Source organism: Alkalihalobacillus sp. NPDC127517 (assembly GCF_050276055.1).
In the GTDB taxonomy this organism is placed as follows: Bacteria; Bacillota; Bacilli; order Bacillales; family Bacillaceae_D; genus Alkalicoccobacillus.
The window spans coordinates 80,203-93,802 of the sequence record NZ_JBNNQX010000013.1; the positions used below are offsets into that span (position 1 = coordinate 80,203).

At 41.8% G+C, this 13,600-nt stretch carries 12 protein-coding genes; 7 read left to right on the forward strand and 5 right to left on the reverse strand.

The window, feature by feature from the left end:
- Positions 1-357: 357 nt before the first annotated feature.
- From ACQKKO_RS17295 to ACQKKO_RS17315, 5 genes are all read left to right on the forward strand, one after another.
- The gene (locus ACQKKO_RS17295) at positions 358-714 is read left to right on the forward strand and encodes a hypothetical protein (RefSeq protein WP_498649405.1); all 357 of its coding nucleotides are present in this window, start codon (positions 358-360) and stop codon (positions 712-714) included.
- Positions 715-930: 216 nt separating this feature from the next.
- Complete coding sequence (locus ACQKKO_RS17300) at positions 931-1,989, forward strand: iron-siderophore ABC transporter substrate-binding protein (protein WP_498649407.1); 1,059 nt, start codon at positions 931-933, stop codon at positions 1,987-1,989.
- Entirely contained in the window at positions 1,961-3,019 is a 1,059-nt protein-coding gene (locus tag ACQKKO_RS17305) for a FecCD family ABC transporter permease (protein ID WP_498649409.1), read from the forward strand. Before ACQKKO_RS17300 ends, ACQKKO_RS17305 begins: the two co-directional genes overlap by 29 nt.
- A complete protein-coding gene (locus ACQKKO_RS17310; RefSeq protein ID WP_498649410.1) occupies positions 3,016-4,047 on the forward strand; it encodes a FecCD family ABC transporter permease in 1,032 nt (343 codons plus the stop codon). Before ACQKKO_RS17305 ends, ACQKKO_RS17310 begins: the two co-directional genes overlap by 4 nt.
- Positions 4,047-4,850 (forward strand): ABC transporter ATP-binding protein, encoded by an 804-nt coding sequence (locus tag ACQKKO_RS17315; protein WP_498649412.1) that lies wholly within the window; start codon positions 4,047-4,049, stop codon positions 4,848-4,850. Before ACQKKO_RS17310 ends, ACQKKO_RS17315 begins: the two co-directional genes overlap by 1 nt.
- Positions 4,851-4,867: 17 nt before the next feature.
- Here the strand turns inward: ACQKKO_RS17315 and ACQKKO_RS17320 are convergent, their stop codons facing one another.
- Positions 4,868-5,806 carry a diacylglycerol kinase gene (locus ACQKKO_RS17320; protein ID WP_203090537.1) on the reverse strand — a complete coding sequence of 313 codons (939 nt, stop codon included), beginning with the start codon at positions 5,804-5,806 and terminating at the stop codon, positions 4,868-4,870.
- Positions 5,807-6,413: 607 nt separating this feature from the next.
- On the opposite strand from ACQKKO_RS17320, the gene ACQKKO_RS17325 reads away from it, so the two are divergent.
- Positions 6,414-7,799, forward strand: a complete 1,386-nt coding sequence (locus ACQKKO_RS17325) for a VanZ family protein (protein ID WP_498649414.1) — start codon at positions 6,414-6,416, stop codon at positions 7,797-7,799.
- Positions 7,800-7,839: 40 nt separating this feature from the next.
- Here the strand turns inward: ACQKKO_RS17325 and ACQKKO_RS17330 are convergent, their stop codons facing one another.
- From ACQKKO_RS17330 to gatC, 4 genes are all read right to left on the reverse strand, one after another.
- The gene (locus tag ACQKKO_RS17330) at positions 7,840-8,070 is read right to left on the reverse strand and encodes a hypothetical protein (protein WP_498649415.1); all 231 of its coding nucleotides are present in this window, start codon (positions 8,068-8,070) and stop codon (positions 7,840-7,842) included.
- A gap of 91 nt (positions 8,071-8,161) precedes the next feature.
- Positions 8,162-9,595: an Asp-tRNA(Asn)/Glu-tRNA(Gln) amidotransferase subunit GatB gene (gatB, locus tag ACQKKO_RS17335; RefSeq protein ID WP_498649417.1), complete on the reverse strand. Its 1,434-nt coding sequence runs from the start codon at positions 9,593-9,595 to the stop codon at positions 8,162-8,164.
- 15 nt (positions 9,596-9,610) lie between these two features.
- Positions 9,611-11,059, reverse strand: a complete 1,449-nt coding sequence (gene gatA / locus ACQKKO_RS17340; protein WP_498649419.1) for an Asp-tRNA(Asn)/Glu-tRNA(Gln) amidotransferase subunit GatA — start codon at positions 11,057-11,059, stop codon at positions 9,611-9,613.
- Positions 11,060-11,074: 15 nt separating this feature from the next.
- Entirely contained in the window at positions 11,075-11,365 is a 291-nt protein-coding gene (gene gatC, locus ACQKKO_RS17345) for an Asp-tRNA(Asn)/Glu-tRNA(Gln) amidotransferase subunit GatC (protein WP_498649421.1), read from the reverse strand.
- A 272-nt stretch (positions 11,366-11,637) separates the two neighbouring features.
- Here gatC and ACQKKO_RS17350 point away from each other — a divergent pair, with 272 nt between their 5' ends.
- The gene (locus ACQKKO_RS17350) at positions 11,638-12,762 is read left to right on the forward strand and encodes a hypothetical protein (protein WP_498649423.1); all 1,125 of its coding nucleotides are present in this window, start codon (positions 11,638-11,640) and stop codon (positions 12,760-12,762) included.
- Positions 12,763-13,600 lie beyond the last annotated feature (838 nt).

Consider the following 13,600-nt stretch of genomic DNA (forward strand, 5'->3'; position numbering starts at 1 on the left):
TAATGAATTTCTTGTAAAAACAAAGAAAAGAACCTCTTATAAAAAACACATATATAAGGATTTTGTAGGGAAACGTACTTTTACATACAATGAAGAGTTGATAAAGATTAATGAAAAGCAATATAAGTGGACTGAGTTTACGATTGTGGATACAGACGACTTGTACGTTTATATGTACACAAATGATTGTGAAAAATCGGTGATGTTTCCTAAGTTTCCGAAGGATTTCCCTTTAGAAGAAAGAGATAAATTAAACCACGTTATACAAGAAAAGTTCGATGTTAATATCCGATTATAAGAGCTTATAAAATGTCGCTATGTTACTGCTAATCTTATAAACAAATAGGAGGGATAGACTTGTATAAACGTTTAATACAAATGATCATACCCCTTTCTTTTATTTTACTTGGATGTGGAAATGAAACGGTTGAAGATCCAGTTGAACGTGCTGAGAATGAATACAGTTATGAGGGGACCATTATTGAGATTGGTGAAGCTGATCATACACCAGGTACGAGAATTACAGTTGAGTCTAGTAATGAAAATGAAGAAGACTCAACTGTCATCTTTCCAATTAGCTCAATTGAGGATACATTAGAAAGAGACCTTGCTGTAAATGATAAAGTAACAGTGTTTCATGACGGATCGGTGATAGAAGAATCTTTACCTCCTACTCAACATTCTGTAACAAGAATTCTAATTCATGACGATTAAGATGAAAATTTAAAGTGATCTGACCAAAAACGAAGCGACCCTTTTAAGTGATCGCTTCGTTTTTATTCTTTTTGTTACCTCCCCCACTAAAATTGTCATAATAAAACTAAAATTCAATTGACAAACACTCTCATTTACCTATACACTAACTGAGTAACTGAGAATGATTATTGTTATTGGATACATAATAAAAAAATAGATCGGTAGGGGTTATTTATGAAATTCAAATGGTTAATTGGTTCGGCTGCATTAACGGTTGCTTTAGCAGGATGCGGAAGTCAGTCTTCTGAAACCTCTGGAAGCGAGAAAGAAAAATCAGAATCGACGAATACCCAAACAGCATCAGAGGAAACAAGTGCTGACTACCCAATTACGATTGAGCATGCTTTTGGTGAAACCGTTTTAGAAGAGAAGCCTGAACGAGTGGCTACGATTCAATGGGGTAACCAGGATATAGCACTCGCGCTTGATACAGTACCAGTTGGATTCTCTGCTGCAAACTTTGGTATTGTTGATGACAAAGGAATGCTTCCTTGGACGGCAGAGAAAGTGGAAGAGCTAGGAGAATCAGATCCAAATGTGTATCAGGATACAGATGGTCTTGATTTCGAAGCGATTTCCGATTCAAATCCAGATGTCATTCTCGCTGCCTATTCTGGTCTTTCACAAGAGGATTATGATTTGTTAACTCAAATTGCACCAGTTGTCGCATATCCTACATCTCCTTGGACAACGACATGGAGAGAGCAAGTGACATTTAATGCAAAGGGAATGGGCATGGAAGCTGAGGGTGAAGAGCTTGTTGAAGATACTGAAGCATTAATTGATGAAACGGTAGCAGACCATCCTGAGATTGAAGGGAAAAATGTTCTCTGGGTAAACTTTTCTGCTAATGATTTATCACAGCTTCATCTTTACACGCCTGTAGATACGCGCGTATCCTTTTTACAAGAGTTAGGCTTAGTTTTCCCGGATAATGTATCGGACATGATTGAAGACGATACGGCTTACTCTCTTAATCTAAGTGCTGAAAATGCGGATGCACTAAATGAAGCAGATGTAATAGTTGGGTACGGAGACGATGCATTGCTTGAAACTCTTCAAAATGATTCTCGTTTAGGGCAAATCCCAGCCATTGAAAGTGGTGCGGTTGTGTTTATTGACGGCAACTCTGATTTAGCTGCTGCGGGTACACCGAATCCACTATCTATCTCTTATACAATTGATCAGTACGTTGATCTTATTGATGAAGCGATCCAAAAAAACGAGGACTAATTTTGTGAGTACACATACGAAATCAGACGTGCATCTTCCAAAGCATTTTTGGAAGGTGCTCCTTCTTTCTCTTATCCTTCTTTTTGCCTGTATGATCGCCTCTCTTGTCTTTGGTTCAAGGGTTGTCACAAGAGAGGAACTGTTCGCTGGATTGTTTCAACCTGAGTATGAATCGTACGGGGCAAGTGTTGTTCGTGAGCGTATTCCGCGAACCATTTTTAGTTTGTTCTGCGGGGCTGCTCTCGGCGTATCAGGTGCTTTAATGCAAGCCGTGACACGAAATCCGATTGCAGATCCAAGTATTTTAGGTGTAAATACAGGTGCTTCCCTTTTTGTGGTAGCCGGTCTTGCCTTTTTAAACATTAGCACAGCTGGTGAGTATATTTGGCTAGCCATTACAGGTGCGATGCTAACAGCCATTTTCGTTTATGGTGTTGGGTCTATGGGACGATCAGGTCCGACACCTCTTAAGCTTGTTCTTGCAGGTGCAGCGACAAGTGCTGCCCTCTCCTCTTTAGTGAGCGCCATTATGCTACCTCGCTCAGACGTGATGGATCAATTTCGGTTTTGGCAGGTTGGTAGCCTAGGCTCGGCAAATTGGAGTTCTAATACCCTTTTTATCCCTTTCCTACTTGTTGGTGTGATTTTTGCTATTATTACAGCGCCTGCCCTTAATGCACTGGCACTTGGAGATGAAGTTGCGACAAGTCAGGGCGTGCGGACAGGCGTATTAAGACTGGTTGCTGCCTTTGCTGGTGTCATTCTTTGTGGGGCTGCCACAGCACTTGCTGGCCCAATTGGTTTTGTTGGGTTATTGGCCACGCACCTCATGAGATTAACGCTCGGTGCCGATCTACGATTTATTATCCCAATGTCCGCCTTATCAGGGGCAGGCATTTTAACCATATCCGATGTGTGCGGAAGATTGCTTGGAAGTCCTGGAGAACTTGAGGCAGGAGTACTAACAGCCTTCTTAGGCGCTCCAATACTTATCTATCTTGCCACTCGAATGAAAGTGCGATCACTATGAGAGACCATACAATCAATCAAATTAAAAGTGGTAGGCGTAATCGGCGGAGACGCTGGATTCTTGTTAATAGTGCGTTGATTCTACTTGCTTGTGTTCTTTGTATCGCAATGCTAATGATCGGAAATACCATCTATCCTGCAAGTGATGTCATTCGTGTACTACTGGGCGAATCAGTGGATGGCGCAACCTTTGCAGTGAATACCATACGTCTTCCACGGATGCTTGCTGGACTTTTTGCCGGGATTGCCTTTGGTATTGCTGGAAATACGTTTCAGACCATGTTACGTAATCCGCTTGCGAATCCGGATATTCTTGGAATTACAGCTGGCTCGAGTGTCGCTGCGCTTATCTGTATCCTTGTGTTTCGTACAAGCAATACGACGATCTCGATCGCTTCGGTCCTTGCAGGTCTAGCTACGGTCGTTGTCATTTATATTTTGGCAAAAGGGAAGTCTTTTTCAGTCGGTCGACTCATCTTGGTAGGAATCGGCATTCAAGCCATGCTCAGTGCTGTGATCTCATATCTTCTATTAATAGGAGCACAGCAGGATCTAGCAACGGCTTTACGTTGGTTAAGTGGCAGCTTGAACGGAGCTCAGCTTCAAGCGATCACTCCATTAATGATTACCGTTGTGATTTGCGCACCAATCGTCATGCTTCTTGGTAGTCAGTTAAGCCTGTTAGAACTTGGCGAACAGTCAGCTACCTCACTTGGACTAAACACAAACCAAACGAGAATGCTACTCATCTTAAGCTCTGTTGCGATGATTGCTGTCGCTACTGCAACAACCGGACCGATCGCCTTTGTTGCGTTTCTTTCTGGCCCGATTGCAAAACGTCTAGTCGGACCTGGCTACTCCAATGTCTTGCCTGCTGGTTTAGTTGGATTAAACCTCGTTCTTGCAGCTGACTTAATTGGTCAATTTGCCTTTGAAGTCCGGTTCCCTGTTGGAATTATCACTGGGTTGCTTGGTGCACCCTATTTAATTTACTTACTTATCCGCATGAATCGAAAGGGAAGTTTATAATGAAACCTACTCATACATTGCAAGCGGAACAAATTAGTGCGGGTTATGACGATAAAATCATCTTAAATGAGATTAATGTGTCCATACCGCATGGCAAGATCAATGTCATTATTGGTGCGAATGCCTGTGGGAAGTCCACCCTACTGAAGACGATGGCTCGCTTGCTTAAGCCTTCAGATGGCATGGTAACACTGGATGGGAAGTCTGTTGCGTCTTTTTCTCCTAAACAATTTGCAAGAGTCATCGGTATGCTACCGCAATCACCGACTGTTCCAGAAGGGATCACAGTCGCTGACCTAGTTGGACGTGGTCGCTATCCGCACCAGTCCCTGCTTGGAACCTGGTCAAAAAAAGACTATGCGGCCGTAGCAGAAGCCATGGACATGATGAATATAACGGAACTTGCAAACCGAAGTATTGACGAGCTTTCAGGTGGACAAAGACAACGTGTCTGGATCGCCATGGCCTTAGCACAGCAAACCGACATCCTGTTCCTTGATGAACCAACCACGTTTCTAGATATTACCTATCAAGTTGAAATCTTAGATCTCCTTACTGATTTGAATCAGAAGCATGGTACGACAATTGTGATGGTTTTACATGATATTAATCTAACGGCCAGGTACGCAGATTATATCTTTGCCCTCAGAAAAGGTCAGCTCATTGCTGAAGGGGCACCAACTCATGTAATTACAAGTGAGTCTGTCAAAGAAATCTACGGATTAGATTGCACGGTGATCCCTGACCCTGTTTCACATACTCCATTAGTTGTTCCAAGAGGACGTTACCATGTAAAAGCATAAAAAAAGAAACCGGCCACTTATTGGTCGGTTTCTCCATTTTCAAGCTTCTTTTGATCACGCGCAGCTGGCGTAAGCATTTGAAAATGTCTATATAAGTTCACAAACTCAGCCGGTAAGCTACCGCCTCGTTCGCCGTCCAGGTTCAGCTTCATTTCGGCATTGCCGTCCAGCACTTCAACCTTAATTCGATTGGCTTGAATGTACATAACCTTTGGATGATTAATATGTTCACCACGTAAGGCTAGCCCACCAACTTGAATGAACTCCGCAAACGTCGTCTTTTTCACAATAAGAAAATCAAACATCCCATCCTGAAGTGACGCTCGTGGTGCAAGCTTTTCAAAGCCACCCACAGAATTCGTATTTGCAATCAGGAACATCATAATATCGCCTTCAAACAGCTTTCCATCGTATTCAATCCGAACAGAAGTCGGTGAAATTTGAGGTAGCTTTTCAAGACCTTTAATGTAATAAGCAAGCTGACCAACAAGTGTTTTTAGCTTGATTGGAACTTCATACGTAAGTTCAGTAAGCGCACCTGCCGCAGCAATATTCACAAAGTATTTGTCATTAATTTTCCCTATATCGATCGGCTCAATGTGATCACCACATAATACATCACACGCTTTGGTAATATCCTTTGAAATCCCCAGAGCCCGCGCAAAATCGTTTGTTGTTCCAGCTGGAATAATTCCAAGCATCGGACGATTCTCAAGCTCTGCCAAACCATTTACGACTTCAAAAATCGTACCATCTCCACCGGCTGCAATCACTAGATCATATCCCTGCTCACCCGCGCGTCTCGCTGCTCGCTTGGCACAACCCTCTTCTGGCGTTGTCGCATGTGCTGACGTTTCATAACCAGCTTTCTCCAAACGATCTAACACATAAGCTAAATTCTTACGGATCTGCTCGCGTCCTGAGGTTGGATTATAAATTAAACGTGCTGTTTTCATTTGGCTCTCCCACTTTGCTTAAAGGTATACCGTTCAGAATCTCTACTTTGTATTGTATCGCAAAAAAGACGAAAAACAATCCTTTCTGCCTATTTCTCAAATTGTTACAAAAGTTAAGGACGATTTGACTTCATGTTAAGAAATGATTAAAAGTCTAAGTCTTATTAAATCAGTCGCTCTATGTAGTTTTTTCCCTTTATAAAATGGGATAAACCTTTGGTTAAGTGAAAGGGTAGCGTAGTGGTATGGGGCTATCGCATTGATTCTACGTTCTATTCCTTCAATCCTTCTCCCATCGCATCGATCCTGCGCTCTATCCCTTCAATCCTTCTTCTATCGCATTGATCCACCGGGCTATCCCTTTAATCCTTCTCCTATCGTACCAACGCTCTATCCCTTCAATCACTCTTCTATCGCATTGATTCACCGGGCTATCCCTTTAATCCTTCTCCCATCGCATCGATCCTGCGCTCGATCCCTTTAATCCTTCTCCTATCGTACCAACCGAACAAATTCCTAAACGTCTCTCAGTCTTATCTAGATTTATTTTCCATATTGGTAGATAATAGAATGTGAACTTATAGGAAAGGAAGATCACATTAGCGTTATGACTGCAGACACTGTTTTATCTATCATCAAAGATCACTTCATTACCGCATTATTTTTTATTATCTTGTTAGCTTTATTATTTTCTATCCTTTATTTTATCATTTACAAAAAGCTTTTAAAGGGAACGACAAGCCTATCCATAAAGCCAACCATTGTTACCTTTATGCTGATCGGTTATTTGATGATGGTGGCTGGTGTAACCATTTTCAATAGAAGTCCTTATATGCAAGGGAGCATGGACTTAACATTGTTCGGATCATATATTGAAGCTTGGAACAACTTCAGTGTAAAGAACTGGCAATATGTCATTTTAAACATCGTCATGTTTCTTCCTTTAGGAATTCTTTTACCTCTGCTTCATGATCGATTTAAGAAGGCCATCTGGACCATCGCAGGCGCTCTGCTGCTTACTTTATCGATCGAGACCTTTCAGTATTTCACTGGATTTGGTGTGTTTGAATTCGATGATTTATTTAATAACACGTTAGGTGCCATCATTGGGTATGGATTGACTATGAGTATTCTGAAGTTGTGGAATAAGAGACTCTTGCAGGCAGTCGGTTATCTATCGCCATTACTCCTGACTTCACTCGCATTTGGCATCATCTTTGGCACATATTCCTTAAAAGAATTTGGAAACCTTAGTATTGTGCCAAATCACAAGGTGGATATGAATGAGGTGACTGTGATTCTTGATGTGGTGTTTGAGGGGGAAGGTACTTTTCCTGTTCCTGTTTATAAAGTCACGCCATACTCGGTGCAGGAAGCAAAAGCATTTGCTGAAACCTTCTTTGAACAAATAGATCTAGACACAAGTGACATGGATGTAAACAGAGATGCTGAGACCGGCTTTTTTTACGTTCAAGGGGATCCAGGTTACTCACTTTGGTTTGAGTTTAAGAATGGTAGTTACTGGTTAAACAATTACTTTTCTCAAGATAATATACACCCTATAGATACAGACGAATCAAATTTATTAAATGAACTTAACCGATTTGATATCACCCTTCCAGAAACTGTTGAACTCGTCCATCTAGGACCAGGTGAATATGAATGGAAAACTCATTTATATGAAACGGGTAATCAACTAATTGATGGCACATTATCTGTTGAATATTTCTCAGATGAAACCATCAAAACAATAAACCATTCCATGATTACATACGAAAAAGTGACTGACAAACCAATTAAGACTAAGCAACAAGCATTTAATCAACTAATGGATGGATCATTTGACTGGGCACTGGAAGCTATTCAGAAGATTGAAGTGAAAGACGTCGAGCTTACTTACTTCCTAGATTCAAAAGGCTTCTATCAACCCGTCTATTCATTTAAAAGTATCATTAATGGCTCGGACAATGAAATACTCATTCCAGCCCTATAAAAAAAGCCAAATTCCTCTACGCAGGAATTTGGCTTTTCTATTAAAGAACGGCACGAATCAATCCATTTGCCACAACGGCAATCATTAAAATAAGTACCACTCGATTATATTTGCTTTCCTTCCCTTTAAAGCCCGCAATCACTCCTACTGTTAGGAGTAGGACAAACACCGCATTCATCCCAATGATAAACCATGGCTGAAACAGGCTAGCTACAAAGAGTAGAATCGCTAGTATCCCGAGACTGACTTCGCTTGTACTAAAACGCCACATCAAACCCCTCCTACTCTAAACTGTACCCTTCTGATAGTCTTCGTATGCATGTAAAAAGGAGCTGCCACTTGGGGCAAGCTCCTTATCTGTATTAGCGCTTATTGATTTCTTCCATTAGGAATTGGTTCACCAGTTGCGGGTTCGCTTTTCCTCTGGAAGCTTTCATGATTTGACCTACAAGGAAGCCAACGGCACGATCTTTTCCGTTTTTGAAATCAATGATGGATTGTTCGTTTTGATCCAATACATCAACGACCATTTTACGGATTTCGCCTTCATCAGAGATTTGAACAAGCCCTTTGTCTTGAACAATTTTCTCTGCGTCTCCGCCTTTTTCGATCAGGTCTTTGAATACCTTCTTCGCAATTTTAGAAGAGATCGTTCCTTTTTCAATTAGCTTAATCATGCCGGCTAATGATTCAGGTGTGATGGCTGTTTCAGCAAGCTCCTTCTGCTCAGCATTCAGATACTCGGATACGCCACCCATTAACCAGTTTGAAACAAGCTTTTGATCTGCTCCAAGTTCAATCGTTGCTTCAAAGAAATCAGACATTTCTTTTGTCAGCGTTAGAACCTTCGCATCATATGCTGGTAAGCCAAGCTCTTCCACATAACGTTGTTTACGAGCATCTGGAAGCTCTGGAATCTCCGCACGGATGCGTTCTTTCCACTCATCGTCAATGTGTAAAGCTGTTAAATCTGGCTCTGGGAAATAACGATAGTCATCAGATCCTTCTTTTACACGCATCAGAAGGGTTTTTCCACCTGCTTCATCAAAACGGCGAGTTTCCTGTTCGATGATCCCACCAGAAAGAAGAACTTGTTCTTGACGTTTTTCCTCGTACTCCAATCCTTTGCGAACAAAGTTAAAGGAGTTCAAGTTTTTCAGCTCAGCTTTTGTCCCAAACTCTTCTTGTCCAACTGGACGAAGAGAGATGTTTGCATCACAACGAAGCGATCCTTCTTCCATTTTACAATCAGAAACGCCTGTGTATTGAATGATCGCTTTGAGCTTTTCAAGATATGCATACGCTTCTTCTGGCGTACGAATGTCCGGCTCAGATACGATCTCAACAAGTGGCGTTCCTTGACGGTTGTAGTCAACAAGTGAATAGCCACCAGCTGAGTGAGTTAGCTTCCCTGCATCCTCTTCAAGGTGCAAGCGTGTAATACCGATACGCTTTTTCTTACCTTCTACTTCAATTTCAATCCAGCCGTTTTCACCGATTGGCTTATCAAATTGAGAAATCTGGTAAGCCTTCGGGTTATCTGGGTAAAAGTAGTTTTTGCGGTCGAACTTTGTATCTGTTGCGACTTCACAATTCAATGCCATAGAAGCCTTCATTGCGAATTCCACTGCTTTTTTATTTAAAACTGGAAGCACCCCAGGGTAACCAAGATCGATTACACTTGTGTTCGCATTTGGCTCTGCTCCAAAGTGATTTGGGCTCGCTGAGAAAATCTTTGAGTCCGTTTTTAATTCTACGTGAACCTCTAGTCCAATTACCGTTTCAAAATTTGTCATGTCAATGGACCCCCTTTACAACGCTGGCTTCGCATCGGCAAAATCCGCTGCCTGCTCATAGGCGTGGGCTACACGATACACAGTCTTTTCATCAAAGTGCTTTCCAATAATTTGTAGGCCTAGTGGAAGTCCATCTTGGAATCCACACGGTACACTGATCGCTGGTACCCCTGCAAGGTTTACTGGAATGGTTAAAATATCATTTGCATACATCGTTAATGGATCATCCGTCTTTTCACCGATCTTAAATGCTGGTGTAGGAGTGGTTGGTCCAACAATGACGTCGTAGTTTTCAAAGACATCTTCAAAGTCTTTTTTAATTAATGTACGAACTTGTTGTGCTTTCTTGTAGTACGCATCATAGTAGCCTGAGCTAAGAGCAAACGTACCAAGCATAATACGACGTTTGACTTCATTACCAAAGCCTTCCGCGCGTGTTTGCTTGTACATCTCAAGCAGATTGTCTGCATTATCTTTACGGTAACCATAACGTACTCCATCAAAGCGAGACAGGTTAGCTGAAGCCTCAGATGAAGAGATAAGGTAGTACGTTGCAAGCGCGTATTTAGAATGTGGAAGAGAGACCTCATCCCATGTCGCTCCTTGTGCTTCTAGCACTTTAAGCGCATCAAGAACCGATTGTTTCACTTCAGGTTGAACACCTTCACCTAAGTATTCTTTAGGAACGGCAATCTTAAGCCCTTTTACATCGCCAGTAAGACCAGATAAGAAATCAGGAACATCCACTTGAGCGGACGTTGAATCCATTGGATCTACGCCTGAGATCGATTGTAGTAGATACGCATTATCTTCTACACGACGTGTAACGGGTCCGATTTGATCAAGAGAAGAAGCGAATGCGACTAATCCGAAACGAGACACACGACCATATGTAGGTTTTAATCCAACCACACCACAGTAAGCTGCAGGTTGACGAATGGAACCACCTGTATCAGAACCTAGTGAAAAGAGTACTTCTCCAGCTGCAACTGCGGCTGCTGAACCACCACTTGATCCACCTGGTACATAGTCAAGATTCCATGGGTTCTTTGTTTTTGCAAGGGCTGCATTCTCAGTCGAAGAACCCATTGCAAATTCGTCCATGTTTAACTTACCGATTGTTACCGCTTGGTCTTGACGCAGCTTTTGAACAACTGTTGCATCATAGATCGGATTAAAGTTTTCAAGGATACGACTTGAACACGTTGTACGAAGGTCTTTCGTTACAATATTATCTTTTACACCAATTGGCATACCGAAAAGTAAGCCTTCAGGTGTTGCTACCTCATCTAGCTCTTTTGCATACGCACGAGCTTTTTCTTCATCAAGTGTCAGGAATGATTGAACTTTTCCATCGACCTCTGCAATACGCTTGTAGGATTCATCTACAAGGTCAGTTACCTTTATTTCTTTTTGCGCAAGCTTCGTGTGAAGCTCTTTCATTGAATGATCAAATAAAGACATTCTGGATCCTCCCTGCTATTCCATTATAGACGGCACTCGCACTTGACCATCCTCATGGTCAGGAGCGTTTTTCAAGACTTCCTCAACTGGTAAACCAGCGTCAGGCTTGTCCTCGCGCAGAACATTCTTCATGTTAAGAACATGAGTTGTTGGCTCTACACCTTCTGTATCTAATTCATTTAACTGCTCTGCAAATGAAATAATATCATCCAGCTGCTTTGTGAACATTTGAGCTTCCTCTTCCGTAATCGCAAGACGTGCCAAATGTGCCACGTGTTTCACTTGATCTGTTGAGATTCGAGACATCTCATTACACCTCCAAAATCGCATGTTGACAATACTTTAAACTATACCAAATTAAAGACGGGCAAGCAACAGAGGGTTGCAGATGTTTGCTGATGGAATGAAGTGAGAAACCCTTGATCTATCAGGATTTGTTACGATAATTTAAATGATACTTTATTTCTGTGACGTGGTGGTGTAAAAGTGTGGTGGTGCACAAACAAAAATAGCGGGAGGATTCATGATCATGAAGACGAATTTCATAAGTACTGTTTAAGCCGTTTTGGAGGGATCGTATGATTAAAAGAAATCTAGTCATTTTCAGTTGTTTACTATTTCTAGCCTCTTGCTCCAAACCCCTTTCCGGAGAGGAGATCGGTACATTTTCCGAACTTGGCAACAGTAAATATGTAATCGGTTTTTCTGACATTATTGATCCTGGAAGTAAAATCGCTCTTTTTAATGAAGAAGGAGATTTGTTAGAGGATCTGAAATTTCCTGGATTAAACCTCTCTGACAGTGTGGCGTCAGAAGATAGACTTTACATCGCTGGTCATAGAGGGTATCAACATGCAGAAATTGAGCGTTCAACAGGTATCCTTTCTGTCCTTAAGCATCCAGAAAAAGCAGATGGATGGGGTGGAGCCTACCAAATGAATGTTGATAGTGGATATTTGTTTTATGATGTAAATGCAGGTGCCACTGAGGACAGTAACGGGAAGTATATTAGCTATTTCGTTTTTGGCGAGGAAAATCAAGAGGATCGAATTGTAACCGAGGTGGAAGGAACTATTCATACTGCTTTTTTAATAGAAGATGAATTTTATGTGTATACAGAGTCGGAAAAAATCAGCGGAGACGATGATCATTTAGAAGCCGAATATTTCCATAACTTTTTTATCATCAATAAAGAAACAGGTGAAGTTAAGGATAAAATGGTTTTAGACATTGACGAAAATATATTTCCAACTAACACATCTAATAAAATCTATTCGATTTTTAATGATCAAATCATGATGTCTTTCTCTGACGGGGATCAAAGTAAAGACACTCAACTGGTATCCTTTGATTGGCGAACAGGCACGGTAGAAGTGGTCAAAACCTTTCCCCTCTCATTTCGTCCAATCGCTCTTATTCCTTATCAAGATACATTAATGATCATCAACGAGTCTGGCAGTGCCAAAGTATTGGATGATGACTACAGCGAGGTAAACGAGTTTACTATAGATGCCGATTTTGATAAATTTGTGGACTTATATGTAGGTGAAAATCAACTATTTTTCCTAACGTATGACAACTCAAATTCTGAAATCAATGGTGAAATATCCACCTTTGAACTAGCAGACGGGAAAAAATCGAATGAGGTCCCAATTAGGTATGACAAGGATTATGAGCAAGCTAAATTAATTGTAGTTGAATAATAACTATGGGAACTGAGCTGAATCAATTCAATTGGTTTAGCTCTTTTACGTTTTATTCTTTCATTTCTCTTTCTATCCATACGATTTCCCGCCTAACGTATGGATCCTGCCTTCTATCGCATGGATCACGCTCCTATCGCATGGATCCTGCCTTCTATCACATGGATTACGCGCCTATCGCATGGATCCTGCCTTCTATCACATGAATCCCACCCCTATCGCATGGATCCTGACCTCTATCACATGGATCACGCTCCTATCGCATGGATCCTTTCCTCTATCACACGGATCACGTGCTTATCGCATGGATCCTGACCTCTATCACATGAATCCCACCCCTATCGCATGAATCACGCCTTCTATCACATGGATCACGCTCCCATCGTATGGATCCTGCCTTCTATCACATGGATCACGCTCCTATCGCATGAATCACGCCTTCTATCACATGGATCACGCTCCTATCGCATGAATCCTGACCTCTATCACATGAATCCTTCGCCTATCGCATGGATCCTGCCTTCTATCACATGAATCCCACCCCTATCGCATGGATCCTGACCTCTATCACATGAATCCCACCCCTATCGCATGAATCCTGACCTCTATCACATGGATCACGCTCCTATCGCATGGATCCTGACCTCTATCACACGGATCACGCTCCTATCGCATCATTCCTGTCCTCGATCACATGAATCCCGCGCCTAACACACCAATCCCCGTTCCAACACCCCAACCCCATCGAGTAGGAGGATAATCATTAATTGATTATCCGACCTCTCACACCACCGTACGTACGGTTCCGTATACGGCGGTTCAATATCTTGCGTACGCA